Consider the following 25,485-nt stretch of genomic DNA (forward strand, 5'->3'; position numbering starts at 1 on the left):
TCGGAGTCGGCCGATCTGCGGATCAGCGAGGTCGTGTCGACCGCGAGCGGTGTGCGCTACTCGGCTGAGCTCGACGGCAAGCCGCTCGGCGAGATCCGGCTGTCGCTGCCGGGCCGGCACATGGGTCTCAACAGCGCGGCCGCGGTGCTGACCGCGCTGCGGCTCGGCCTGCCGCTCGACAAGATCGTCGAGGCGCTGGCGTCGTTCCCGGGGGTCCGCCGGCGTTTCGAGCGCAAGGGCATCGCGGCCGGTGTGCGGGTCTACGACGAGTACGCCTACCACCCGACCTCGGTCGAGGCCGCGCTGCGCACGCTGCGCGAGGTGGCGGGGGACGGCCGGCTGCTGGTGGTCTTCCAGCCGTACCGGGTCTATCGCACCCGCGACCTGCAGGCCGAGCTGGCCCACGGGCTGGGCCTGGCCGACCAGGTCATCTGCATGGAGGTCTTCGGCCCGGGCGAGGTGCGCGGCCCCGGTGAGGGCGGCGTGGCGCTGACCGCGGCCATCGACCTGCCGGCCGACCGCAAGGTCTTCGTGCCGGACTGGGAGGACGTGCCGGCCGAGGTCGTGCGGCGCAGCCGGCCGGGCGACGTCGTGGTGACCATGGGCGCCCCGCCGATCTCGCTGATGGGTGACGAGCTGCTGGCCGCACTCGACGCCGCCGACCGTCGTTAGATCGAGCTCTGGGGACACAGTATGAGCGGGCGTAACTGGCGGCTGGTGCGGGCGGACAAGGACGCGGTGCCGTCCTCGGCCCGGCGTTTCATGGCCCGGGCCCGCCAGCGCAAGATGCGCGCCGTGCTGCCCTGGGCGGTCGCGGCCGGTGTGCTGCTCGTGGCCGGGGGCGTGGTCTGGCTGGTCTACGGCACCGCGGTCCTCGGGGTGCGGCAGGTCCAAGTGGTCGGCGTCCAGCTGCTCGAGCCGGTGCAGGTCGAGCAGGCGGCCGCGGTCGCGCCGGACGAGCCGCTGGCCCGGGTCGACCTGGACGCGGTCCGCACCCGGGTGCGCGAACTGGCCCCGGTCGACCGGGTCGTGGTGCGCCGCAGCTGGCCGTCCACGCTGGTCGTCGAGGTCGTGGAGCGGACGCCGGTGGCCGTCGTGCCGCAGCACGGCCAGTTCTCGGTGATCGACCGGGCCGGGGTGTCCTACCGCCAGGTCAAGGAGGCGCCCGCGGGACTGCCGCTGGTGCGGGTCGACTTCCCCGGGCCATCCGACCCCAACACGCGGTCGGCGCTGACGGTGCTGGCCTCGCTCAGCGAAGAATTGCGTGAGCAGGTGCTGGCGGTCTCGGTCGCGACCCCGGCCCAGATCCGGCTCGAGCTGCGCAAGGATCGTACGGTCGTGTGGGGTGACGACACCCAGAGCGAGACCAAGAGTCAGGTCGCGACGGCCCTGTTGAAACAGGCCGGTCAGGAGATCGACGTCAGTGCGCCGTCGGTCGTGACAATCCGGTAGGTACCACTCTCAAGCGGACATCCGGGCGGAAACGGTATAATTCGCAGCAGGTTACGGCTCGGTCGGATTTTCGCCACGTAAGCGGACGCCGACACGCCGCGCCGGGTCTTTGGTTGCAGTCGGAACTCCGCTTACGTTGCCACGAGAGGCTGAGTGGTTGACATAACCCTAAGCCTCTAGTAGAGGGTGAGGGTTTCCTCGCCCTCCCTTGTCCGGCAGCGGGTGTCGAAGGTGCGGTCTGGCCGGACCGCACGGGGCCCACGACATCCACAACCCTGGAAGGGAAGGCTGAGCCCATGACACCTCCCCACAACTACCTGGCGGTCATCAAGGTCGTCGGTATCGGCGGCGGCGGCGTGAACGCCGTGAACCGCATGATCGAGGTCGGGCTCAAGGGCGTCGAGTTCATCGCGATCAACACCGATGCTCAGGCGCTGCTGATGAGCGACGCCGACGTCAAGCTCGACGTCGGCCGTGAGCTGACCCGGGGCCTCGGCGCCGGCGCGCAGCCCGAGGTCGGCAAGAACGCCGCCGAGGACCACCGCGACGAGATCGAAGAGGTGCTCAAGGGCGCCGACATGGTCTTCGTGACGTGCGGCGAGGGCGGCGGCACCGGCACCGGCGGCGCGCCCGTCGTGGCCAACATCGCCCGCAAGCTCGGCGCGCTCACCATCGGCGTGGTCACCCGGCCGTTCTCGTTCGAGGGCAAGCGCCGTCAGGTCCAGGCCGAGTCCGGCATCGACGAGCTGCGCAACCAGTGCGACACGCTCATCGTCATCCCGAACGACCGGCTGCTCGCGCTCGGCGACCGCGGCATCAGCATGATGGACGCGTTCCGTCAGGCCGACCAGGTGCTGCTCTCCGGCGTGCAGGGCATCACCGACCTGATCACCACCCCCGGTCTGATCAACCTCGACTTCGCCGACGTCAAGAGCGTCATGAGCGGCGCCGGCAGCGCGCTCATGGGCATCGGCAGCGCCCGCGGCGACAACCGCGCGGTCGAGGCGGCCGAGAAGGCGATCTCGAGCCCGCTGCTCGAGCAGAGCATGGACGGCGCCCGCGGCGTGCTGCTCTCCATCGCCGGCGGGTCCGACCTGGGCCTGTTCGAGATCAACGACGCCGCCCAGCTGGTCACCGACGCGGCCCACCCCGACGCCAACATCATCTTCGGCGCGGTCATCGACGACGCTCTGGGCGACGAGGTGCGGGTCACCGTGATCGCGGCCGGCTTCGACGGGGGCACGCCCTCGTACAAGCCGTCCGAGCCGGCCCGCAAGGTGGTTCAGCAGCCGGCCGAGCGTACGGCGACCACGCCGCCCGCCCCGGCCGGCACGGTCCCGGCCCCGGCCGCGGCCGCCACGCCGCCGCCGGCCACCACGCCGACCCCGCGCCGGGTGCTGTTCGACGACGTCGACGTGCCCGACTTCCTCAAGAACGGCTCCTGAGGCACCCGTGACCGACCGGCGGTCCGAGCTGGCCGCCGCCCTGCGCGAGGTGAACGGCCGGATCGCCCGCGCCTGCGAGGCGGCCGGCCGCGGGGCGGACGAGGTCAGCCTGGTCGCGGTCACCAAGACGTACCCGGCGAGCGACGTGGTGTTGCTCGCCGGGCTCGGCGTCACCGACGTCGGGGAGAATCGTGATCAAGAGGCCGCCCCCAAGGCCGCCGAGGTCCGCGCGGCGGGGGCGGCCCCGCGCTGGCACTTCATCGGTCAGCTACAGCGCAACAAGGCCCGCTCGGTCGCGGCGTACGCCGATGTCGTGGAATCGGTCGACTCGGTGCGCCTGGCCGAGGCGCTGGCCCGGGCCGCGCAGGGGCGGGCCGCTCCGCTCGAGATCCTGATCCAGGTGAGCATCGACGGCGACCCGGCGCGCGGGGGCGTGAGCGGGGACGATCTCTGGCGGGTATCCGACTCGATCACGGCCGCGGACAGCCTGCGACTCGGCGGCGTCATGGCCGTGGCCCCCGTCGACTGGGCCCCCGACCGCGCGTTCGAGCAGCTCCGCGGGGTGTCCGAGCAGTTGGCGAAGGCCCACTCGGGGGCGACCGCCATCTCGGCCGGAATGAGCGGGGACCTCGAGGCGGCCGTGCGGCACGGCGCGACACACGTCCGGATCGGCACTTCTTTGCTCGGAATGCGAAACCTGCTGCGGTAGCCTTGCGGCGGGCAGCAAACTACATGGGTGTTGTTTACGCGACAACCGTTTGTGGGAATGATTCATGATCATCTCCGGCGGTGTCGGGTCGACGGCGCGGCACGTCACGGGACGAGGGTCCGCATCGGAGCTTCCGACCGTGCAAAGGGGGAATGCGGTAACGCCGAGGGGGTGCGTTCCGCGCAGCGGACGAAGGTGGGGGCAGATGTCTGGTCGGGTCAACTCGCAGTGGCGGGACGGGGTGAAGGCATGAGCGCGCTTCGCAAGGCGGGCGTCTGGCTGGGCCTCGTCGAAGAGGACGACGACCGCGGCTACGACAACGGATACGAGGAGGGCCCCTACCGCTCTCGGAACCGGTACTCGGGAAGCCGGTACTCCGACGACGAGTTCGCCGACGACGAGGAGCTCGAGGACGAGCGTCCCGTACCGCGGGCGCGTTCGGAGCGCAGTCGGGTGTCCGACCGTCTGTCCTCGCATGCCGACGTGGACGACCACGATCGGGTGGAACGTCCGGAGCGTTCGGAGCGCGCGAGCGTCCGTTCGATCACCCGGCCCAGCACAGTCAGTGACAACTCGTCCGCGCTGAGCTACTCCACGCGTGAGAATCTGGCCCTGGCCCCGCAGGCCGTGCACCAGCCCGAGCCTCGCCCGCGCCCGGTCGAGGAGGAGCAGCGTTACCAGATCACGACGCTGCACCCGACCACCTACCGCGAGGCGCGCACCATCGGCGAGCACTTCCGCGACGGCGTGCCGGTCATCATCAATCTCACCGAAATGGATGAAGGGGACGCGCGCCGGCTGGTCGACTTCGCCGCCGGGCTGGCTTTCGGCCTTCGCGGTACGATCGAGCGCGTGACCAACCGGGTTTTCCTGCTCTCACCGGCAAATGTCCAGGTCACAGCTGAGGACAAAGCCAAGATCGCTGAGGGTGGGTTCTTCGGTCAGGCCTGAGGCGGGCGCCCGCGCGCCCGCCACCCAGATGGGGGATCCGCACGAGTGCTCTCGATCGTGTTCCAAATATTGTATTTAGTCGTTTACATCTTCTTCCTGGTCCTCCTTGCCAGGTTCGTGCTGGGTGCGGTACTCCAGTACGGGCGTCGGTGGCAACCCGGTCGTGGGGCGTCGGCGGGACTCGAAACGGTGTGGAGCGTCACTGATCCACCCCTCAAGGCGTTGAGGCGTGTGATCCCCCCGCTGCGCATTGGTAACGTGAGTTTGGACCTGGCTTCCATCGTGCTGCTGGTTATCCTGTTCGTGCTCATGAGGTTCGTGCTTCAAAGATTGATCCTGAACTTCAGCTAAACAGCAGCCCCAACCGCGGCCGCGACTGACCCGAGGAGTTTCGATGCCGCTGACCCCGGCCGACGTGCATAACGTCGCCTTCAAGAAACCCCCCATCGGCAAGCGGGGGTATGACGAGGAGGAGGTCGACGCCTTCCTGGACGAGGTCGAGCGTGAGCTCGCCCGTCTGATCGAGGAGAACAACGAGCTGCGCGCCCAGGTGGAGCGCGGCGGTCGGGGTGGCGCACCAGCCGGTCCGAGCGCCGACCCGCGCCTCGCGGCCGAGCTCAACGAGGTCAAGGCCCAGCTTGACCGTGTGCAGCGCGACAAGGCGCAGGCCGAGCAGGCCGCGCGTCAGATGCAGGCCGAGCTCGAGCAGGTCCGGGCCCAGGGTCCGGCCGGTGGTGGCGCCGCGAGCGCCGGCGCCGACGGCGAGCAGCAGGCTCTGCGGGTGCTCATGATGGCCCAGCGCACCGCCGACGACCACGTCGCCGACGCGCGCCGCGAGGCCGACAAGCTCCTCTCCGACGCCCGTTCCAAGGCGGAAGAGGTCACCCGCGAGGCCCGCGCCAAGGCCGACGCCCTCGAGCGCGACGCCCGTCAGCGTCACCAGGAGGCCATGGGCGGCCTCGACGCCAAGCGGTCCGCGCTGCAGAAGCACATCGAGGAGCTGAAGCAGTTCGAGCGGGAGTACCGCACGCGCCTCAAGGCCTACCTCGAGAGCCAGCTGCGCGACCTCGACGGCCGGGGCCAGGGCCTCGAGGCCGAGATGTCGCGGGCCGACTCCGGGCGGGCCGTGGGTGGCAGCGGTGGTCTCGCCGCGGCCGGCCTGGCCGGTTCCTACGGTGGCCGCAACGCCATCGAGTCCGGGCGCTGAGTTTCCTCTTCTGGCGGACCCGACGAATCTCCCTCCGGAACCCGACGAGGATGAGCCATGATCGTTGTTAGCCTGCTGCTCATCCTCGTCGCGGTGACGCTGCTCGTGCTGGGTCTCACCGGCGGATCGAGCGGCCTGCTCATCAGCTCCATCGTGGCCAGCCTGCTGGCCGCCGTCTTCCTGGTCATCGGGGCGCGCCAGGCCGCTGCCGTGCGGCGCGCGTCCCCCGCCACGCCCCCGCTCGTCGAGGACGACGCCGACGACAACGCGGTCTACGTGGCCGAGCCCGAGTTCGCAGCGGCCGCCGACGAGATGGCCGCCCGCCGGGCCGCTGACGACGATCAGCGCGACTTCGATCTGCGGGACACAGTTCAGTTCGACCCGGTCGATGTGGCCGCGGCCAAGCCCTCGGCCGGCCCCGACTTCGCCGATCAGGCCGGTGTCCCCGCGGGCGATTTGTCAGCAGATGGGCAGCACGGGGCCGAGGATCCGGATTACGACCGCGCGTCGGCCACCATCAACGCGGCCCGCAGCGAAGCGCCGGCTCCGGCCGACGAGGAGTTCGACGAGCCCGCCGACGACGACCCCGACGACGAGCCGCTGCCGCAGTCGGTGCAGCCGGCCGACGCTGTCCGGGTGGCCCGGCTCGACGCCGAGGTGCTCGTGGTCGACGGCCGGCCCCGCTACCACGTGGCCGAGTGCCCGAGCCTGGTCGGCCGCCTGACCGAGCCGATCCCGGTCCGCGAGGCGGTCGAGCTCGGCTTCAGCCCGTGCGGCCTGTGCCGCCCGGTCGACCAGTTGGTCGGTGCGACCGCCCGCGGCTGAATTTCGGACTCTCCCGGTGCCGGACGTTGATCGGCACAATGAGGCATGGTTGAGCGCCGTGTGCCCCCGCCCGACGAGAGCTTCCTCTCCGTGCCCGTACGGGTGCGGCCGGGCGCCGGACGTGACCGGGTCGGCGGACGGTACGAGGGGCCGCACGGTCCCGCCCTGATCATCGCCGTGGGGGCGCCCGCCGTGGACGGCAAGGCGACCGAGGCCGTGCGGCGGGCGCTGGCCGGCGCGCTCGGGGTGCGCCGGGCCGATGTGGAGCTGCGGCTGGGCGCCACGAGCCGCGACAAGGTGTTCACCGTCGCCGGGCCCGGGGCCGGGGTCGCCGGGCGCCTGACCGCGCTGCGGGACGGCGCGGCCACGTCGTGACCGGCGGGCTGGACTACGCGCTCCTCATCGGTTCCGCGGTCCTGCTGGTGGCGGTGGCCGCGGTCCGGGTGTCGACCCGGGTCGGCCTGCCCAGCCTGCTCGTCTACCTGGCCATCGGCATCCTCATCGGCGAGGCCGGGCTGGGCATCCGCTTCGACGACGCCGAACTGACCCGTACGCTCGGCTTCTGCGCGCTCATCGTGATCATTGCCGAGGGTGGGCTGACCGCCCGCTGGAGCACGTTGCGGCCGGTGCTCGGGCTGGCCAGCTCGCTGGCCACGGTGGGCGTGGCGGTCAGCATCGCGGTGGTCGGTCTCGTCGTCCACGTGCTGCTCGACCTGCCCTGGCCGCTGGCCCTGCTCTACGGCGCGGTGCTGTCGTCGACGGACGCCGCCGCGGTCTTCGCCACGCTGCGCCGGCTCCGGCTGCCACCCCGGCTGGTGGCCACGCTCGAGGCCGAGTCGGGCATGAACGACGCGCCGGTGGTGCTGCTGGTCGTGCTGCTCAGCGCCGACCTGTCGCAGATGCACCCGTGGTGGCACGAGCTGCTCATCCTCACCTACGAGCTGGCCGCGGGAGCGGCGATCGGCTACGCGGTGGGGGCGGCCGGGCGCTGGTTGCTGCGCAATGCGGCGCTGCCCTCGGCCGGTCTCTATCCGATCGCGGCAGTGGGTCTCACCGTTCTCGCGTACGCCGGTGGGGCCGTGGCCCACGCCTCCGGTTTCCTCGCTGTGTACGTCGCCGGCGTGGTGCTCGGCAACGGCCGGATCCCGCACCGGCGGGCCATCCTGGGGTTTGCCGACGGCCTGGCCTGGGTCGCCCAGATCGGCCTGTTCGTGCTGCTGGGCCTGCTCAGCTCGCCCGACCGGCTCGACGAGGCGCTGGTGCCGGCGCTGGTCGCCGGGGTGGCCCTGGTGCTGCTGGCCCGCCCGCTGTCGGTGGTGATCGCGGCCGTGCTGGCCCGGCCCCTGCGCGGCCCGCGTCGCCCCGGCAACCGGGTCGGCTGGCGGGGGAGCGCGTTCCTGTCCTGGGCCGGCCTGCGCGGCGCGGTGCCGATCGTGCTGGCCACCATCCCGCTCTCGGCCGGCACGCCGGGCGCCGAGGGTCTGTTCGACGCGGTGTTCGTGCTGGTCATCATCTTCACGCTCGTGCAGGCGAGCACGCTCGGGCCGGCCGCGCGGATGCTGGGCGTGACCGCCCCCGGCGAGGCGGCCGAGGTGCGGATCGAGACCGCGCCGCTGGAGCGGATGAACGCCGACCTGTTGCAGCTGGACGTCGCGGCCGGCTCGCGCCTGGCCGGCGTCCACATCGACGAGTTGCGCCTGCCCGCCGGCGCCTCGGTCACCCTGGTCGTGCGGGACGGGGCCGGGTTCGTGCCCGGCCCCGACACGCGGCTGCGCACCGGCGACGCGCTGCTGATCGTGGCCACGGCCGCGGCCCGCGACGTGGCCGAGCGCCGGCTGCGGGCGGTCAGCCGCCGGGGCCGTCTGGCCCGCTGGTTCGGCGAGGACGGCGACGAGGATCCGTAGGCGGTTTTGGTGGCTTTTCGGCGGAATTCATGGTCAAGATCCGGTACGGGCTGTTGTCGGTCCGGTACACGTTCCGTATCCTTGCCACCCACCGGAGTGCGTGGCCGCGGGTTCGGGCCGCGCCGTGGTGGCGGGTGGGGGAAGATCTACGGCGATGCCGGGCCGGGAGCGACCGGCCGGCGGGCAACGCCGACGGAAAGGGCCGGGCGCCTTCTGGGGGAGGCCGCGGCCCATGAGCTGATCGCCGCTCGGGCGGGTGAGGGAGCGACCATGGCCAAGGCAACCGGCACCAGGACGACCGCGACGGGCGACGCCAAGCGGACCCGCAGCGCCGCCGAGACCGAGAAGATCCGGGTCGCGCTGGTCGAGCGCCGCGACGAACTCCAGGACGAGTACGACACCTCGATCAGCGAGCTCACCGAGCTCCAGCGCGACCGGTTCGCCGACTCGGCCGGCGACGACCAGGCCGACACCGGCACCAAGACCTTCGAGCGTGAGCAAGAGATCACTCTCGCCAACAATCTGCTGGAGCGGATCACACAGGTGGAACGCGCCATCGACCGGCTCAGCGCGGGCAACTACGGTTGGTGCGAGCGGTGCGGCAACGCGATCCCGGTCGAGCGACTGGCGGCGTTCCCGTCCGCGACCCTCTGTGTGTCCTGCAAGCAGCTGGAGGAACGACGCTGAACGCCGACGAGGCTACGGACGCGACCGCGGTGAACGAGCCCGAGCCGGCGCCCAGGCCCCGGCTCAGTGGCCGGGCCGTGGCCGTTCTCGGGGTCACTGCCGTGGTCGCGGTCGTGATCGACCAGTGGACCAAGTGGCTCTCCACCGAGAACCTGGACGAGGGCAATCCCGTCCGAGTCCTCGGTGGCCTGATCTATCTGTCGCTGCTGCGCAACAGCGGGGCGGCTTTCAGCCTGGGCAGCGACTACACCTGGGTCTTCCCGGTGATCACCCTGGTCGTGATCGGCTGGATCGCCTACATGGCGACCCGGCTGCGTTCGCTGCCGTGGGGGCTGGCGCTGGGCCTGGTGCTCGGCGGCGCCCTGGGCAACCTGATCGACCGGCTGTTCCGGGCCCCGGGTTTCCTGCACGGGCACGTGGTCGACATGGTCAGCCTCTTCGGGCCGTACGCGGAATACTTCGCCGTCTTCAACGTCGCCGACAGCTGCCTCAGCGTGGGCGTCGTGCTCGCGGTGCTGCTCGAGCTCACCGGCCGGCAGCGGGACGGCACCCGGATCTCCGTACGGAAGAAGAAGGACGACCAGAAGTGAGCTCCCAGCGCTCCCTGCCGGTGCCCGACGGGCTCGACGGCATGCGGCTCGACCAGGCCGTCTCGCGGCTGTTCGGGCTGTCCCGCACGGCCGCGGCGACCCTCGTCGAATCGGGCGACGCCCTGGTCGACGGCATCCCCCGTCCCAAGTCCGACAAGGTCAGTGCGGGGGCCTGGCTCGAGGTCACGCTGCCGTCGCCGGCGAGCGCGCCGGTGCTGGTGGCCGAGCCCGTCCACGGCCTGCAGGTGATCTACAGCGACGACGACATCGTGGTGGTGAACAAGCCGGTCGGCGTGGCCGCCCACCCCAGCCCCGGCTGGACCGGCCCGACCGTGGTCAGCGGGCTGGCCGCCATGGGACAGAACGTCGCCACCACCGGCGCCGCCGAACGCCAGGGCATCGTGCACCGCCTCGACGTCGGCACCACCGGCATCATGGTCGTGGCCAAGAGCGAGATGGCCTACAGCGCGCTCAAGCGGGCGTTCAAGGAGCGCGAGGTCGACAAGCGCTACCACGCGGTCGTGCAGGGCCACCTCGACCCGCTGCGGGGCACCATCGACGCCCCGATCGACCGGCACCCGACGGCCGACTACCGGTTCGCGGTGATGTCGACCGGCAAGCCGAGCGTCACCCACTACGACACCGTCGAGGCGTTCCGCTCGGCCAGCCTGGTCGACGTGAAGCTCGAGACGGGCCGCACCCACCAGATCCGGGTGCACTTCTCGGCCCTGCGGCACCCGTGCGTCGGCGACACGCAGTACGGCGCCGACCCCACCCTGGCTGCCCGGCTCAAGCTCGACCGCCAGTGGCTGCATGCCCGCGAGCTGGCCTTCCTGCACCCGCGCACCAACGACGAGGTGCGTTTCGTCAGCGACTACCCGGACGACCTGAAGCACGCGCTGAGCGTGCTGCAGGACGCGAGCTGACCCGGCCGGCGGTCAGCGGTGGGGCCCGCGGGTCATCGGGTACGGGGGCACGCGGTGCGCGCTCCCTCGGCCCGCTTGGTGGTCGCGGTGGCGGTCGTCTCGGCCGGGGCCCTGCTGCTCGGCTCGCTGTGGCTGAGCCGGCCCGAGGTGGTGCCACCCGGTGGTGACCCGGGCGACGTCGTCCGGGTCGGGGTGGTGCAGGGCCAGGCCGTGCCCGGCTACCTCGACGCGACCCGGGACGAGCTCGACACCCTGACCGACCCGTCGGCGCCCGCCGCCGGTGAGACGTGGGCGCTGGTCAGTCTGGAGGACTACGTGGCGGCCGGGCTGCTGGCCGACCTGTTCGCGGGCACGGCGGTGGCCCAGGTGTACGCCCGGGTGCCGCTGACCGAGGCTCACACCCCGGTGGTCCGGATCCCGGTCTACCGGCTGCCCGCCGACGTTCTCACCGGCCTGCTCGACACGGCCCTGGAACGCGACCGTGAGCACGCCGAGTACCAGCAACTGGCCCGGCGCCTGACCGGGGACGACGAGAACCAGCGGCGGGCCCGGCGGGCGTACGCGGTGGCGGCCGCGACGGCGGCGGCCGAGGCCACGGCGTACCGCGCGGGGTGTGCCTGTGTCTTCGCGGCCGTGGTCCGGGCGGCGCCGGCCGCGCTGCGCGGGGTGGCCGACCGGCCCGGCGTCCGGGCCGTGGACCCGGCGCCCGAGGTGCGTCAGCTCGACCGCACCGAGTTCCGCCCGCCGCTGCCGGAGCAGAACGGCACAGTTCCGGCCGAACCGTCGCGCTCGCCCGCTGTGCCAACCGGGTCCGGGGGCATTGCCCCGCGCCCGTCCGCGCCGATAATGTCGTCGCCCGAGGCGCTTGTGACATCTGCCTCATCGATCGGCGTTGTCCGCACGACGCCGCCTTCCGTCCCAGCGCCCGAGGAGCGCTCTGCCGTACCCTCTGCTTCGGATGCGACTGCTGCTCACGATGTGACGAGCAGTTCATCAGCACCTCGAGCCGGGTCCGGGCGTTAGTTCTCTCGCCGGCCGGTTCGAGAGAAGAGGCAGTGGCCCGATCGGGGTTCGCTCCGTAGCCTGTCAGGGGCGAGGAGCCCGGGGTGTGATCACCGGCAGTCAAGCAGCGCAGGGAGGACGAGCCGTGGACGGGACCGAGACCGGCTGGGGCCGGCCTGCGGAACCAGCCCCGCGATGGCGGGCGCTGCTCGACCGCGCCCGGCACGGTTCCCGGCCGACCGAGGAGCAGACCGAGCCGGAGCGGGAGGCCCCGCCGCCCCAGTCGCAGCAGTACGGCCAGCCGCTGCCGACGCGCCGCCCGGTCAACCCGCTCGAGACCCGCGGGCAGTACGGCGCCGGTCGCTACGAGCAGCGTCCGCCCGAGCCGACGCCGCCCGAGCCGCGGCCGATGCCGCAGCGGCCGGTCAACCCGCTCGACCCGCGCTGGCAGACCCGCCCGGCCGAGACACCGCCGGCCCCGCGGCGGGCGGCCGCTCCGGCCCCGGCGCCGATGGCGCCACCGATGCCCCCGCCGATGTCTCCTCCGGCCGACGAGCAGCACAGCTTCTTCAACCCGGGGGCCCGGCCGCCGGCCGCGCCGCCTCCCGGTCGCGAATACCCGCAGGTCCGCGCCTCGGCCGCGGCGCCGGTCATGCCGGTCGCCCCGCCACCGCCGATGCCGGTGGCGCCCCAGCCGACCTCGCCCGCGCCCGCCCGCATCGAGTGGCGGCAGAGCCGCAGCGACGATCAGCTCGAGCGGGCCGTCTCGGTGATGCGCCGCAAGCTCGGCAAACCCCGGGTGCTGGCCTTCGCCAACCCCAAGGGCGGCGTGCACAAGACGACGGCCACGGTGCTGGCCGCCGCCACCATCGGCAGCGTCCGCGGCCGCGGCGTGCTGGCCTGGGACGACAACGAGCTGCGGGGCACCCTCGGCCTGCGGGCCGGCAGCGCCCGCCACGCCCGCACGATCAAGCACCTGCTGGCCGACCTGATGCAGATCGAGAACCTGCACGGCGACGGGCTGCTGCAAGAGCTCGACGGCTACCTGCGGCACGCGTCCGACGGCTCCTACGACGTGCTGGCGGGCGAAGAGAACCCGCGCTTCGCCCAGCGGCTCGACCAGGCCACCGTGCGCCGGGTGATGGACCTGCTGCGCCGCACCCACGACGTGATCTGCGTCGACACCGGCAACAACGTCGAGAGCGTCAACTGGCAGACCGTCATGCGCCAGGCCGACCAGCTGGTGATCACCACCGTGCCCCGCGAGGACGCCGCGTTCACCGCCGACTGGATGCTCGACGTGCTCGACGACAGCGGCATGGGCGACCTGGTCTCCAACGCGGTGACGCTGATCTCGTGCCCCTCGCCGGGCCCGCTGCCGCTGCTCGACGACTTCGCCAAGCACTTCGCCACCCGCACCCGGGCGGTCGCCATCGTGCCCTACGACCAGGCGCTCGAGGTCGGCTCCTCGATCGAGTACGGCGACCTCCAGCAAGAGACGCGCACGGCGTGGCTGAAGGCGGCCAGTGTGATGATCGAGCCATTCGCGGAATGACACGCGTGTAGCCCTCGAATCCTGTCGGGCCCTACGGCTAGAGTCGCTCGGGTCCAACAACTTAAGGGGGCCCCGGGTGTCTGACTCGTTCGTGCATCTCCATGTGCACACCGAGTATTCGATGCTCGACGGTGCCGCCCGTGTCAAAGAGCTGTTGGCCGAGGCCTCGCGCCTGGGCATGCCGGCCGCGGCGATCACCGACCACGGCAACATGCACGGGGCGTACGACTTCTACACCCAGGCCAAGTCGGCCGGCATCACCCCGGTGATCGGCGTCGAGGCCTACGTGGCGCCCGAGTCCCGCCTGACCAAGAGCCGCATCAAGTGGGGCCGCCCCGAGCAGAAGGGCGACGACGTCTCGGGCAACGGCGCCTACACCCACATGACCATGTGGGCCCGCAACGCCGTCGGCCTCAAGAACCTGTTCCGCCTCAACTCGCGCGGCTCGATCGAGGGCCAGCTCGGCAAGTACCCGCGCATGGACTTCGACATCATCGCGGAACACGCCGAGGGCATCATGGGCACCACCGGCTGCCCCTCGGGCACGGTGCAGACCCGCCTGCGGCTCGGCCAGTTCGACGAGGCCCTGAAGTCGGCCGCGATGTACCAAGAGGCCCTGGGCAAGGACAACTACTTCCTCGAGATCATGGACCACGGCCTGTCGATCGAGAGCCGGGTCCGTGACGGCCTGCTCGAGATCGGTAAGAAGCTCGGCATCAAGCCGCTGGTCACCAACGACTCCCACTACGTCTACGAGGCCCAGGCGGCCGCCCACGACGTTCTGCTGTGCGTGCAGACCGGCAGCAACGTGGCCGACCCCAACCGCTTCCGCTTCGACGGCAACGGCTACTTCGTCAAGTCGGCCGACCAGATGCGCGCGGTCGACTCGTCCGACGCCTGGCAGGAAGGCTGCCGCACCACGTTGCTGGTGGCCGAGCGGGTCGACACCGAGGGCATGTTCACCTTCAAGAACCTGATGCCCCGGTTCCCGATCCCCGACGGCTACACCGAAGAGGAATACTTCCGCCACGAGGCGTTCGAGGGCCTCAAGCGGCGCTTCCCCGACGGCATCCCCGAGACCCACATCAAGCAGGCCGAGTACGAGCTCGGCGTCATCATCTCGATGGGCTTCCCGGCCTACTTCCTGGTGGTCGCCGACTTCATCCAGTGGTCCAAGCGCAACGGCATCGCCGTCGGCCCGGGGCGCGGCTCGGCCGCGGGCTCCCTGATCGCGTACGCCATGGGCATCACCGACCTCGACCCGCTGCCGCACGGCCTGATCTTCGAGCGGTTCCTCAACCCCGAGCGCATCTCGATGCCCGATGTCGACATCGACTTCGACGAGCGCCGGCGCGGTGAGGTCATCCGCTACGTCACCGAGCGCTGGGGTGACGACAAGGTCGCCCAGATCGCCACCTTCGGCACGATCAAGGCCAAGGCCGCCATCAAGGACTCGGCGCGCGTCCTGGGCTACCCGTTCGCGGTCGGCGACCGGATCACCAAGGCGCTGCCGCCCGACGTCATGGGCAAGGGCATCCCGCTGTCCGGCATCTTCGACAAGGAGCACAAGCGCTACAGCGAGGCAGGCGAGGTCCGCACGCTGTACGAGACCGATCCCGACGTCAAAAAGGTGATCGACACCGCGCGCGGCATCGAGGGCCTGATCCGGCAGACCGGTGTCCACGCGGCCGGCGTGATCATGTCGGCCGAGCCGATCATCGACCACATCCCGCTGATGCGCCGGGCGGCCGACGGCGTGATCATCACGCAGTTCGACTACCCGACGTGCGAGACGCTCGGCCTGCTCAAGATGGACTTCCTGGGCCTGCGCAACCTGACGATCCTCGACGACGCGGTCAAGAACATCAAGCTCAACCACGGGCTCGACCTCGACCTGCTGGCGCTGCCGCTCGACGACAAACCGGCCTACGAGCTGCTGGCCCGGGGCGACACGCTCGGCGTGTTCCAGCTCGACGGCGGGCCGATGCGGTCGCTGCTGCGGTTGATGAAGCCCGACAACTTCGAGGACATCTCGGCCGTCCTGGCGCTCTACCGCCCGGGCCCGATGGGCGTCGAGTCGCACACCAACTACGCGCTGCGCAAGAACAAGCTGCAGGACATCACGCCGATCCACCCCGAGCTCGAGGAACCGCTGCGCGAGATCCTCGAGCCGACGTACGGCCTGATCGTCTATCAGGAGCAGGTGCAGCGCGCCGCCCAGATCCTCGCCGGCTACAGCCTCGGCCAGGCCGACCTGCTGCGCCGCGCGATGGGCAAGAAGAAGAAAGAGATCCTGGACAAGGAGTTCGGGCCGTTCCGCGACGGCTGCCGCTCGCACGGCTACTCCGACGAGGCGATCCAGGCGGTGTGGGACGTCCTGGTCCCGTTCGCCGGCTACGCCTTCAACAAGGCCCACTCCGCGGCGTACGGGCTGGTGTCGTACTGGACGGCCTACCTCAAGGCGCACTACCCGGCCGAGTACATGGGTGGTCTGCTCACCAGCGTCGGCGACGACAAGGACAAGATGGCCATGTACCTGGCCGAGTGCCGGCGCATGGGCATCCAGGTGCTGCCGCCCGACGTCAACGAGTCGGCGGGCCCGTTCACCCCGGTCGGCAAGGACATCCGGTTCGGCCTGGCCGCGGTGCGCAACGTCGGCAACAACGTGGTCGAGGCGATCGCCCGGTGCCGCGAGGAGAAGAGCAAGTACCAGGACTTCTACGACTTCCTGTCCAAGGTGGACGCGGTCGCCTGCAACAAGAAGACGATTGAATCGCTGATCAAGGCGGGCGCGTTCGACTCGATGGGGCACAGCCGCAAGGGTCTGCTCGCGGTGCACGCCGAGGCCATCGACGCCTACGCCGACGTCAAGCGCAACGAGGCGGCCGGCCAGTTCGACCTGTTCGGCGCGTTCGGCGACACCGACGGCGGCAGCTCGGCCACGGTGGCCATGCCGGTGATCGGCGACTCCGAGTGGGACAAGCGCGACAAGCTGGCGTTCGAGCGTGAGATGCTCGGCCTCTACGTCAGCGACCACCCGCTGGCCGGCCTCGAGCAGCTGCTGCAGAACTCGGCCGACACGACGATCGCCGCCCTCAACGAGGAGGGCACGGTTTCCGACGGCTCGGTCGTCACGCTGGCCGGCATCCTCACCGGTGTGCAGCGGCGCATCACCAAGCAGGGCCGGGCCTGGGCCTCGGCCACCCTCGAGGACCTGGCCGGCGGCGTCGAGGCGCTGTTCTTCCCCAACACCTACGAGGTGATCGGCCAGTTCATCGCCGAGGACGCGATCGTCGTGGTCAAGGGCCGGGTCGACCGGCGCGACGACACCCCGCGCATCATGGCCATGGACATGTCGCTGCCCGACGTCACCCACAACCCCGACAGCAAGCCGGTCACGCTGACCATGCCGATCACCCGCTGCACCCCGCCGCTGGTGTCCGAGCTGAAGGACATCCTGAAGAGCCATCCGGGCGAGGCCGAGGTGCACGTCCACCTGCAGAACGGCAGCCGCACGACGATCCTGCGGCTGGGCGCGGTGCGGGTCGCGCCGACCCCGGCGCTGCGGGCCGACCTCAAGATGATCCTCGGCCCGTCCGCGGTGGCCTGAGCGTCGTGACCGGGCACGCGGGACGCCACCGCACCGCACCTGGCAGGATCGTAGGGTGAACGCGAGTCAGGAACCGGCGCCGCCGGGTGAGCGCCCGGCCTTCGACTACGAGGCCCCGCCGCAGGGGTACGAGCTGGCCCACCCGTCCGGGCCGGCCCGCACGTTCTTCGGCCGGCCGTTCGACCTGCGCGGCTCGTCGTCCCGGCCGTGGCGGCGCACGGTCGTCGTGGCCGTGAGCACCCTGGCGGTGATCCTGCTGCTCGGGGGTCCGCTGGGGCTGCTTTGGCGCTGGCTCGCCCCGTCCGTGCCAGTGATCGACGCCGGCCAGGCCGGCGTGGTGGTCAACGACCCGTCGCCCGAGGAGTACATCGCCGCCGACGGCTGGTTCACGCTGCTCGGGCTGGGTTTCGGGCTGCTCGTGGCGATCGTCGCGTGGCTGGTGCTGCGCCGCGACCGCGGTCCTTTCCTGCTGCTCAGCGTCGTGCTGGGCACGCTGGGGGCGGGCTGGCTGGTGGCGCCGTGGGTCGGCGAGCTGGCAGGCCGGTCCGACTATGAGCGCTGGATCGAGACGGCCCAGCAGGGGGCGACGTACGCGGCGCCACCCGAGGTGCACTCGCTCGGGCCCATGTTGGTGCCGGCGTTCGCCGCCGCGATCGCGCTGACGTTGATGGCGGGCTGGTCCAACGACCCCGACCTCGACCAGCCGGGCGCCAAGCCTGGTTACGGCCCCAACAGCGAACAGTCGCCGTATGGGGACCACCCGCCTTCCGAACAACCGCGCGTCTAGGGCTTCTCGCCCGGTCGCAAGATCCACCGTTGAGCGGGGCCCACCCTCCACCGGGGGAGGCCCCCGCAGCCATTATCGCGAGATTGCGTGATCTTCGGTGGGCGCCCTGTGGACAGCCGGCGTCTGTGGAAAACGCTGAATCAGTTCGGGCTGGCCGGGCGGGCCAGGTCGCTGAGGGGGACGGGGACTGCGCGCACCTTGGCCAGCAGGCCGGACTCGCGGTTGAGCAGCTTGAGCTCGGTGCGCAGCCGGCTCGCGGTGTCGGGGGCCGAGAGCAGCAGCTGCCGCTCGTCGGTGGTGAGCTGGGCCGTCGCCGCGATCAGGTGGGAGAGCACTGTCGCGTCGCCGGGCACCGCCTCGAGCCCCTCGGAGTCGGGCCGCAGCAGCTCGAGGTAGCCCCGGAAGGCGGCCAGCGCCCGCGGCGCCAGCAGCTCGGCCAGTTCGTCGGCCGACTCGTCGGGCAGCCAGTCGACCTCGGCCGTGAGGTAGGGCTCGTCATCCTGGCGGATGTCCTTGACCGTGAACCGCCGCCGGCCGACCGTCATGATGTCGTAGCGCCCGTCGGGCAGCTCGGTGACCTGGCGCAACTCGGCCGTGCAGCCGGTCGGGTAGAGGTCGTCGACCTCGATCGGCGGATTCTGCGCCGTGGGCCCGTCGGCCCCCTCGGGAGCCGGGGCCTCGGCCCCGCGGCGCAGCGTCACCACGCCGAACTCGTGCGGGCCGTCCTCGGGACTGGTCACCAGCTCACGCACGAGCGTGCGGTATCTCTCCTCGAAGATGTGCAGGGGCAGCACCAGGCCGGGGAAGAGCACCGTACCCAGCGGGAACACCGGTAGCCGCTTGCTCACGGGTTCAGCCTATCGGTCACCCCATCATGGTCAACCCGTCACTCCCGCATCACCCGGGCGGCGCCCGCGCCGGGGTGACCGAGATCCCACGACCTGGGCCGGCCCGCCGCGGACGCGGTTCTGTCGGTCCGTCCGCCTAAACTTGGCGGCGTGCTGAACCGGATCGACCTGCGCGGCTCCCACCGGGACCCGCGAGGCCTGCTGCCCCGTGCCCAGCTCGACGTCTCCGTGGCCGTCGAGCAGATCCGCCCGGTCGTCGAGGCGGTCCATGCGCACGGCTTCTCGGCGATCCGCGAGGCCACCGAGCGGTTCGACGGCGTCACCCTCGACCGGCTGCGGGTGCCCGCGGCCGCCATCGCCGCCGCCGCCGAGACGCTCGAGCCCGACGTGCGGGCCGCCCTCGAGGTGGTGATCGAGCGGGCCCGCAAGGTGCACGCCGACCAGCGCCGCACCGACGTCACGACCAAGGTCGTGCCGGGCGGCACGGTCACCGAGCGCTGGATCCCGGTGCGCCGGGTCGGCCTCTACGTCCCCGGCGGCCTGGCCGTCTATCCGTCCACCGTGGTCATGAACGTGGTGCCGGCCCAGACGGCCGGGGTCGAGGCCCTGGTCGTGGCCAGCCCGCCCCAGAAAGAGAACGGCGGCCTGCCCGACGCCCGCGTCCTGGCCGCGTGCGCGCTGCTCGGCGTCGACGAGGTCTACGCGGTCGGCGGGGCCCAGGCCGTCGCCATGCTCGGCTACGGCGCCGACGGGGCCGACGAGGGCGACCGCTGCGAGCCGGTCGACATCATCACCGGCCCCGGCAACATCTGGGTCACCGCGGCCAAGCGCATGCTGCGCGGCACGGTCGGCATCGACGCCGAGGCCGGCCCGACCGAGATCGCGATCCTGGCCGACGACACGGCCGACCCCCGGCACGTCGCGGCCGACCTGATCAGCCAGGCCGAGCACGACCCGCTGGCCGCGAGCGTGCTGGTCACCGACTCGCCGGCGCTGGCCGACGCGGTCGACGCCGAGGTTCTGCGCCAGGTCGCGACGACCAAGCACGCGGCCCGGGTGCAGACGGCGCTGGCCGGCGAGCAGTCCGGCGTCGTGCTGGTCGACGATCTCGAGCAGGGGCTGCGCGTGGTCGACGCGTACGCGGCCGAGCACCTCGAGATCCAGACCCGCGACGCCCGCGAGTGGGCGCTGCGGGTGCGCAACGCCGGGGCGATCTTCGTCGGGGCCTGGTCGCCGGTGTCGCTGGGCGACTACGCGGCCGGCTCCAACCACGTGCTGCCGACCGGGGGCTGCGCGCGGCACTCGTCCGGCCTGTCGGTGCAGTCGTTCCTGCGCGGCGTCCACGTCGTCGAGTACGACGAGGCCGCCCTGCGCGACGTCGCCGGGCACGTGGTCGCGCTGGCCAACGCCGAGGACCTGCCGGCCCACGGCGACGCGGTCCGGGCTCGTTTCCCCGGGGGTGACGCGTGACCACGATCGACGACCTGCCCATCCGCGACGAGCTGCGAGGCCAGACACCGTACGGCGCCCCGCAGCTCGACGTGGCGGTCCGGCTCAACACCAACGAGAACTCGTACCCGCTGCCCGACGCGGTGGTCGACGCGATCGCCAAGGCCGTGCAGGCCGAGTTGCGCGATCTCAACCGTTACCCCGACCGGGACGCGGTGGCCCTGCGCACCGATCTGGCCGACTACCTGGGCCACGGCCTGACCAGCGCCAACACGTGGGCCGCGAACGGGTCCAACGAGGTCCAGCAGCAGCTGTTGCAGGCGTTCGCCGGGCCGGGGCGCACGGCGCTCGGCTTCGGCCCGTCGTACTCGATGCACCCGCTGCTGGCTCAGGGCACGGGCAGCCGGTGGGTGGGCGCGCTGCGGGATCCCGACTTCGGTCTGACGCCGGCCGCCGCGCTGGCCCAGATCGAGGAACACGACCCCGACCTGATCTTCCTGTGCTCGCCCAACAACCCGACCGGCACCGCGCTCGACCCCGAGGTGGTGACGGCCGTGCTCGAGGCGGCCCGGGGCATGGTGGTGGTCGACGAGGCGTACGCCGAATTCGCCCGTCCCGGCACGCCGAGCGCGCTCGCCCTGCTGCCCGGGCACCCGCGCCTGGTGGTGAGCCGCACGATGAGCAAGGCGTTCGGTTTCGCCGGGGGGCGGCTGGGCTATCTGGCCGCCGACCCGGCCGTGGTCGACGCCGTGCAGCTGGTCCGGCTGCCCTATCACCTGTCCGCGCTGACCCAGGCCGCGGCTCGCGCCGCCCTGGCGCAGCGGGCGGCCCTGCTCGACACCGTCGAGGTGATCAAGCAGCAGCGCGACCGCATCGTCACCACGCTGCGCGAGCGCGGCCTGCGGGTGGCCGACAGCGACGCCAACTTCGTGCTGTTCGAGGTGGGCGGGGATCAGAAAATCGTTTGGCAGCGCCTGCTCGACCGCGGTGTGCTGATCCGCGACGTCGGCCTGCCCGGCTGGTTGCGTGTTACCGCGGGTACGCCCGCCGAGACCGATGCATTCCTGGAGGCCCTGAAGTGAGCCGCACCGCGCGCATCGAGCGCGTCACCAACGAGACCAAGGTCCTCGTCGAGATCGACCTCGACGGCACCGGTAAGGGCGACCTGAGCACGGGTGTCGGCTTCTACGACCACATGCTCAACCAGCTGGCCCGGCACGGCGGTTTCGACCTGACCGTGCGCACCGAGGGCGACCTCGAGATCGACGCCCACCACACAATGGAGGACACGGCCATCGCGCTCGGTGACGCCTTCTCGCGTGCGCTGGGTGACAAGGCGGGCATCCGGCGCTACGGCTCGGCCACCATCCCGATGGACGAGGTGCTGGTGCGGGCCGCGGTCGACCTCTCCGGCCGGCCGTACATCGTGCACGACGAGCCCGAGCTCGCGCCGTACATCGGCCCGGTCTACCCGACCAGCATGACCCGGCACATCTTCGAGTCGTTCGGCCACGCGGCCAAGCTGACGCTGCACGTCAGCGTGCTGCGGGCCGCCCGCGACGGCGGCAAGCCGGACGCTCACCACGTCGTCGAGACCCAGTTCAAGGCGTTCTCGCGGGCGCTGCGCGAGGCCGTCGAGATCGACCCGCGCAACGCGGGTCAGCTGCCCTCGACCAAGGGCGTGCTCTGATGGCCATCGCGCTGTTCATCCTGGCCGGCTTTCTCGTCGGCGGGACGATCCAGCTGGTCAAGTCGGGCGCCACGAAGTTCAGCATCGGCCTGGTCGGGGTGCTCGCGGCCCTGGCCACGGCCGGCGGCATCCTGTGGTCGGTCTGATGACGAGCGTGGTGGTGCTCGACTACGGGTCGGGAAATCTGCGCTCGGCCGAGCGGGCCGTGGCCCGCACGGGCGTGAACGTCACCGTGACCAGCGACCTGAACGCCGCGGCCGAGGCCGACGGCCTGGTCGTGCCGGGCGTGGGGGCGTACGCGGCGTGCATGGCCGGCATCGAGGCGATCCAGGCCGGTCCGATGATCGCCGACCGGGTCGCGGCCGGCCGGCCGGTGCTCGGCATCTGCGTGGGCATGCAGATCCTGTTCGAGGCGGGTGTCGAGCACGGCGTCGAGACCAAGGGGCTGGGGCTGCTGCCCGGCACGGTCGACAAACTGTCGGCCGAGCGCATCCCGCACATGGGGTGGAACACGGTCGAGGCGCCGCCGGGGTCCCGGCTGCTGGCCGGGCTGGCGGGGGAGCGGTTCTACTTCGTCCACTCGTACGCCGCCAATGACCTTGACGCCTTGAAGGCGGCCGAGGTGACTACGGCCCGCCACGACCGGCCCTTCGCGGCGGCCGTCGAGCTGGGCCCGCTCAGCGCCGCCCAGTTCCATCCCGAGAAGTCCGGCGACGCCGGCTACGGGCTGCTGCGCAACTGGGTCGCCGGACTGTAGGCGATGTCGAAGGAGCGCGCGCGGCGGCGCGAGGAACGTCTCGCCGTGCTGGAGAAAGAGAAGGCCGCGCGCGCCCGCAAAGTGGCACGGCGGCAGCGCCGGCGCGAGGCGCTGAACCGGTTGCGCCCGAAACGGCGGAGCAGCTCGGGCCAGCTCTATCGCCGCAGCCGGGGCGAGCGGGTCGGCATTCTGCTCGTGCCGGCCGTGGCCATCGCTGCGGTCTGGCTGTTCGTGCCCGAGCTGTCGTTGCGGATCGTGCTCACCGCGGTGCTCGTCCTGGCCGCTCCGGCCCTCGTGGTCGTCGTCCTCGGCCGCAAGGCCGGCTGAACAAGCGGTCCCACCGCGGGGCCCGGAGCAACAACCTGGTTCCGGACGCGGGGCCGGCTGAACAACTTGGCGCCGCCGGTGGCGCCGGTTCACGACCTGGGTCGGCCGCGGGCCGGCCCACAACCTGGAGAACGAACATGACGCTTGAGTTGCTGCCTGCCGTCGACGTCGCGGACGGTCAGGCCGTCCGCCTCGTGCAGGGGGCCGCCGGTTCCGAGACGACCTACGGCGACCCGCTCGAGGCCGCGCTGGCCTGGCAGAACGACGGCGCCGAGTGGGTGCACCTGGTCGACCTGGACGCGGCCTTCGGGCGCGGCAGCAACGCCGAGCTGCTGGCGAGCGTGGTCGGCCGTCTCGACGTCAAGGTCGAGCTGTCCGGCGGCATCCGGGACGACGAGTCGCTGACCCGGGCCCTGGCCACCGGTTGCGCGCGGGTCAACATCGGCACCGCCGCCCTGGAGGACCCGGAGTGGTGCGACCGGGTCGTGGCCGAGTACGGCGACCGGGTGGCGATCGGCCTCGACGTGCGCGGCCGCACCCTGTCGGCCCGCGGCTGGACCCGGGACGGCGGCGACCTGTACGAGGTGCTGGCCCGGCTCGACAAGGCCGGCGCCGCGCGCTACGTGGTCACCGACATCACCAAGGACGGCATGATGCGCGGCCCGAACGTCGAGCTGCTGCGCGAGGTGTGCGCGGCCACCGACAAGCCGATCATCGCCAGCGGCGGCGTGTCCACCCTGGACGACCTGCGGGCGCTGGCCGCGCTCGAGCCGGTCGGCGTCGAGGGTGTCATCGCGGGCAAGTCGCTCTACGCGGGCGCGTTCACCGTGCGTCAGGCGCTGGACGCGCTGGCCGAGGCTCGGTCGTAAGCCAGGCGGCGCGGAGGGCCTCCACGGCTGCCCCCACCGCGGGGCGGGCCGCGGAGGCCTCGCGCCAGGCGACCACGACCCGGCGCTTCGGCTCGGGAGTCACCCGGACCACGCGTACGCCCGGGGGTAGGTCTTTCGACCGGGCCAGCCGCGGAATGACGGCGACGCCGAGCCCGGCCGCGATCAGCGTCAGCTGGGTCTCGAACTCGGTGACGTGGAAGTCGGGTCGCACCCCGGGCAGCACCCGCAGCAACCACTGGTGGCAGATGTCGTCGGACTTGGCCGCGATCCACCGCTCGTCCTTCAGCCGGGCCAGCGGCACTGTGCCGCCGAACCGGTGGCCGCTCGGCACGACGAGGTCGGCCACGTCCCAGCCGAGCTCGACGTGCGTGACGCCGCTGGGGTAACGCAGCGCGACCTCGGGCCAGTCGTCGAGCACCGCGAGGTCGACGTGCCCCCGGTGCAGCATCTCCAGCCCCTCGTGCGGATGGACCTCGACCAGGCCCGTGCCGAGCTGCGGATGGGCCACAGCCAGGCGGTGCAGGGCGGGCGGCAGCAGGGCGCGACAGGCTGTGGCGAACGCGGCCACCGTCAGCCGGCCGACCACCGTGTCGCGGTGCGCGGCCAGCGCCGCCTCGGCCTCGTCGACCGTCGCCAGCACCTTTTCGGCGTGCCGGGCCAGCACCTGACCGGCCTCGGTCAGCCGCAGCCGGCGTCCGTCCTTCTCGACCAGGACGGTGCCGGTCTCGCGCTCGAGCTTGGCCAGCTGCTGCGACACGGCCGACGGGGTGCAGTGCAACGCCTCGCCCGCTGCCAGCACCGTCTTGTAGCTGGCCACGGCGTGCAGAGCCCGCAGCCGCCCCAGGTCGATCATGCCGCCACGCTACAGCCTGGGGCGGGCCTGATCTTCGCCCTCGTTAGGCTGGGGACATGACGGTTGCGGTGCGCGTGATTCCCTGTCTCGACGTGGACGCGGGCCGGGTGGTCAAGGGGGTCAACTTCGTCGACCTGCGCGACGCCGGCGACCCGGTCGAGTTGGCCGCCGCGTACGACGCGCAGGGCGCCGACGAGCTGACCTTCCTCGACGTCACGGCCTCGTCCGACGACCGCGGCACCATGCTCGACGTCGTCCGGCGTACGGCCGAATCGGTTTTTATCCCGCTCACCGTGGGCGGCGGGGTGCGTTCGGTCGAGAACGTCGACGTGCTGCTGCGGGCCGGGGCCGACAAGGTCGGGGTCAACACGGCCGCCATCGCCCGCCCCGAGTTGATCGCCGAGATCGCCGAGCGCTTCGGCAACCAGGTGCTCGTGCTCTCGCTCGACGTGCGTCGCTCGGCCGAGCAGCCCAGCGGGTGGGAGGTCACCACCCACGGCGGCCGGCGCAGCGCGGGCCTCGACGCGATCGAGTGGGCGTCGCGGGTCGCCGAGCTGGGGGCGGGCGAGATCCTGCTCAACTCGATGGACGCCGACGGCACCAAGGCCGGCTTCGACCTCGAGCTGATCGCCGCCGTACGCCAGGTCGTCGACATCCCGGTCATCGCCAGTGGCGGCGCCGGCGCGGTCGAGCACTTCCCGCCCGCGGTCACGGCCGGGGCCGACGCCGTGCTGGCGGCCAGCGTGTTCCACTTCGGCGACCTGTCCATCGGCGAGGTCAAACAGTCGCTGCGCGAGGCGGGCAACCCCGTTCGCTGAGCCTGTCAATGTGCTGTGAATCGCCTGGTCGAAATGGGGCCCTACGAGCGTTTCACGTCGTGGGACGGCGAGGTGTGGCGGTCGATACACTTGCGGTGATGCTCACTGCTCGCTAGCGATGCCGGGGCGGCTCTGGCCCTCTCGCAGTCGTGCCAATACCCTTCGGTAACACGAAAGTTAACTCCCCCGGAAAACTGACCATA

The 25,485-nt window shown here is 71.7% G+C and carries 27 protein-coding genes; 25 read left to right on the forward strand and 2 right to left on the reverse strand.

Going from position 1 to position 25,485, the window contains the following annotated elements; all coding sequences use genetic code 11:
• The 17 genes from M1L60_RS42820 to M1L60_RS42900 all read left to right on the forward strand — a co-directional run.
• The coding region (locus tag M1L60_RS42820; RefSeq protein WP_274622932.1) for a glutamate ligase domain-containing protein at window positions 1-672 on the forward strand (672 nt) is incomplete at its 5' end.
• 21 nt (window positions 673-693) lie between these two features.
• Entirely contained in the window at window positions 694-1,452 is a 759-nt protein-coding gene (locus M1L60_RS42825; protein WP_253243349.1) for a cell division protein FtsQ/DivIB, read from the forward strand.
• A gap of 296 nt (window positions 1,453-1,748) precedes the next feature.
• A complete protein-coding gene (ftsZ, locus tag M1L60_RS42830; protein WP_253243350.1) occupies window positions 1,749-2,897 on the forward strand; it encodes a cell division protein FtsZ in 1,149 nt (382 codons plus the stop codon).
• Window positions 2,898-2,904: 7 nt separating this feature from the next.
• On the forward strand, window positions 2,905-3,606 hold the full coding sequence (locus M1L60_RS42835; RefSeq protein WP_253243351.1) for a YggS family pyridoxal phosphate-dependent enzyme: 702 nt from the start codon (window positions 2,905-2,907) through the stop codon (window positions 3,604-3,606).
• Window positions 3,607-3,855: 249 nt separating this feature from the next.
• Window positions 3,856-4,557: a cell division protein SepF gene (locus tag M1L60_RS42840; protein WP_253243352.1), complete on the forward strand. Its 702-nt coding sequence runs from the start codon at window positions 3,856-3,858 to the stop codon at window positions 4,555-4,557.
• A 45-nt stretch (window positions 4,558-4,602) separates the two neighbouring features.
• Window positions 4,603-4,908 (forward strand): YggT family protein, encoded by a 306-nt coding sequence (locus M1L60_RS42845; protein WP_221376109.1) that lies wholly within the window; start codon window positions 4,603-4,605, stop codon window positions 4,906-4,908.
• Between the two features lie 43 nt (window positions 4,909-4,951).
• Window positions 4,952-5,764, forward strand: a complete 813-nt coding sequence (locus M1L60_RS42850; RefSeq protein ID WP_253243353.1) for a DivIVA domain-containing protein — start codon at window positions 4,952-4,954, stop codon at window positions 5,762-5,764.
• A 57-nt stretch (window positions 5,765-5,821) separates the two neighbouring features.
• Complete coding sequence (locus M1L60_RS42855) at window positions 5,822-6,589, forward strand: hypothetical protein (protein ID WP_253243354.1); 768 nt, start codon at window positions 5,822-5,824, stop codon at window positions 6,587-6,589.
• Between the two features lie 45 nt (window positions 6,590-6,634).
• Entirely contained in the window at window positions 6,635-6,964 is a 330-nt protein-coding gene (locus M1L60_RS42860) for a DUF167 domain-containing protein (RefSeq protein ID WP_253243355.1), read from the forward strand.
• Window positions 6,961-8,493 (forward strand): potassium/proton antiporter, encoded by a 1,533-nt coding sequence (locus M1L60_RS42865; protein WP_253243356.1) that lies wholly within the window; start codon window positions 6,961-6,963, stop codon window positions 8,491-8,493. Before M1L60_RS42860 ends, M1L60_RS42865 begins: the two co-directional genes overlap by 4 nt.
• A gap of 270 nt (window positions 8,494-8,763) precedes the next feature.
• Window positions 8,764-9,180: a TraR/DksA family transcriptional regulator gene (locus M1L60_RS42870; protein WP_253243357.1), complete on the forward strand. Its 417-nt coding sequence runs from the start codon at window positions 8,764-8,766 to the stop codon at window positions 9,178-9,180.
• 29 nt (window positions 9,181-9,209) lie between these two features.
• The gene (gene lspA / locus M1L60_RS42875; RefSeq protein ID WP_253243358.1) at window positions 9,210-9,770 is read left to right on the forward strand and encodes a signal peptidase II; all 561 of its coding nucleotides are present in this window, start codon (window positions 9,210-9,212) and stop codon (window positions 9,768-9,770) included.
• A 41-nt stretch (window positions 9,771-9,811) separates the two neighbouring features.
• Window positions 9,812-10,696 carry an RluA family pseudouridine synthase gene (locus tag M1L60_RS42880; RefSeq protein ID WP_253243413.1) on the forward strand — a complete coding sequence of 295 codons (885 nt, stop codon included), beginning with the start codon at window positions 9,812-9,814 and terminating at the stop codon, window positions 10,694-10,696.
• Between the two features lie 54 nt (window positions 10,697-10,750).
• Window positions 10,751-11,719 carry a hypothetical protein gene (locus tag M1L60_RS42885; protein ID WP_253243359.1) on the forward strand — a complete coding sequence of 323 codons (969 nt, stop codon included), beginning with the start codon at window positions 10,751-10,753 and terminating at the stop codon, window positions 11,717-11,719.
• Window positions 11,720-11,843: 124 nt separating this feature from the next.
• Entirely contained in the window at window positions 11,844-13,253 is a 1,410-nt protein-coding gene (locus M1L60_RS42890; protein ID WP_253243360.1) for a MinD/ParA family ATP-binding protein, read from the forward strand.
• Window positions 13,254-13,329: 76 nt separating this feature from the next.
• The gene (gene dnaE / locus M1L60_RS42895) at window positions 13,330-16,863 is read left to right on the forward strand and encodes a DNA polymerase III subunit alpha (protein ID WP_253243361.1); all 3,534 of its coding nucleotides are present in this window, start codon (window positions 13,330-13,332) and stop codon (window positions 16,861-16,863) included.
• 55 nt (window positions 16,864-16,918) lie between these two features.
• Window positions 16,919-17,650, forward strand: coding sequence for a hypothetical protein (locus M1L60_RS42900; RefSeq protein ID WP_253243362.1), 732 nt, complete (start codon window positions 16,919-16,921; stop codon window positions 17,648-17,650).
• A gap of 140 nt (window positions 17,651-17,790) precedes the next feature.
• On the opposite strand, the gene M1L60_RS42905 is transcribed toward M1L60_RS42900, so the two are convergent.
• Window positions 17,791-18,498, reverse strand: coding sequence for an LON peptidase substrate-binding domain-containing protein (locus M1L60_RS42905; RefSeq protein WP_253243363.1), 708 nt, complete (start codon window positions 18,496-18,498; stop codon window positions 17,791-17,793).
• A gap of 150 nt (window positions 18,499-18,648) precedes the next feature.
• Here M1L60_RS42905 and hisD point away from each other — a divergent pair, with 150 nt between their 5' ends.
• The 7 genes from hisD to priA all read left to right on the forward strand — a co-directional run bounded on the left by hisD (window position 18,649) and on the right by priA (window position 23,590).
• Window positions 18,649-19,968, forward strand: a complete 1,320-nt coding sequence (gene hisD / locus M1L60_RS42910; protein WP_253243364.1) for a histidinol dehydrogenase — start codon at window positions 18,649-18,651, stop codon at window positions 19,966-19,968.
• The gene (locus tag M1L60_RS42915) at window positions 19,965-21,029 is read left to right on the forward strand and encodes a histidinol-phosphate transaminase (RefSeq protein ID WP_253243365.1); all 1,065 of its coding nucleotides are present in this window, start codon (window positions 19,965-19,967) and stop codon (window positions 21,027-21,029) included. Before hisD ends, M1L60_RS42915 begins: the two co-directional genes overlap by 4 nt.
• The gene (gene hisB / locus M1L60_RS42920; protein WP_253243366.1) at window positions 21,026-21,637 is read left to right on the forward strand and encodes an imidazoleglycerol-phosphate dehydratase HisB; all 612 of its coding nucleotides are present in this window, start codon (window positions 21,026-21,028) and stop codon (window positions 21,635-21,637) included. The genes M1L60_RS42915 and hisB overlap by 4 nt, the downstream gene beginning before the upstream one ends.
• Entirely contained in the window at window positions 21,637-21,783 is a 147-nt protein-coding gene (locus M1L60_RS42925; RefSeq protein ID WP_253243367.1) for a CG2302 family histidine operon protein, read from the forward strand. The genes hisB and M1L60_RS42925 overlap by 1 nt, the downstream gene beginning before the upstream one ends.
• Window positions 21,783-22,394: an imidazole glycerol phosphate synthase subunit HisH gene (gene hisH, locus M1L60_RS42930; protein ID WP_253243368.1), complete on the forward strand. Its 612-nt coding sequence runs from the start codon at window positions 21,783-21,785 to the stop codon at window positions 22,392-22,394. The genes M1L60_RS42925 and hisH overlap by 1 nt, the downstream gene beginning before the upstream one ends.
• Window positions 22,395-22,397: 3 nt before the next feature.
• A complete protein-coding gene (locus tag M1L60_RS42935) occupies window positions 22,398-22,721 on the forward strand; it encodes a hypothetical protein (protein WP_253243369.1) in 324 nt (107 codons plus the stop codon).
• A gap of 137 nt (window positions 22,722-22,858) precedes the next feature.
• Window positions 22,859-23,590 carry a bifunctional 1-(5-phosphoribosyl)-5-((5-phosphoribosylamino)methylideneamino)imidazole-4-carboxamide isomerase/phosphoribosylanthranilate isomerase PriA gene (priA, locus tag M1L60_RS42940; RefSeq protein ID WP_253243370.1) on the forward strand — a complete coding sequence of 244 codons (732 nt, stop codon included), beginning with the start codon at window positions 22,859-22,861 and terminating at the stop codon, window positions 23,588-23,590.
• On the opposite strand, the gene M1L60_RS42945 is transcribed toward priA, so the two are convergent.
• Window positions 23,544-24,464: a LysR family transcriptional regulator gene (locus M1L60_RS42945; protein ID WP_253243371.1), complete on the reverse strand. Its 921-nt coding sequence runs from the start codon at window positions 24,462-24,464 to the stop codon at window positions 23,544-23,546. The genes priA and M1L60_RS42945 overlap by 47 nt on opposite strands.
• Window positions 24,465-24,520: 56 nt before the next feature.
• Between M1L60_RS42945 and hisF the strand changes: the two genes are divergently transcribed.
• Window positions 24,521-25,282 (forward strand): imidazole glycerol phosphate synthase subunit HisF, encoded by a 762-nt coding sequence (gene hisF, locus M1L60_RS42950; protein WP_253243372.1) that lies wholly within the window; start codon window positions 24,521-24,523, stop codon window positions 25,280-25,282.
• The last annotated feature ends 203 nt before the right edge of the window (window positions 25,283-25,485 follow it).

Origin of the sequence: Paractinoplanes aksuensis, assembly GCF_024137025.1 — a bacterium.
Taxonomy (GTDB): domain Bacteria; phylum Actinomycetota; class Actinomycetes; order Mycobacteriales; family Micromonosporaceae; genus Actinoplanes; species Actinoplanes aksuensis.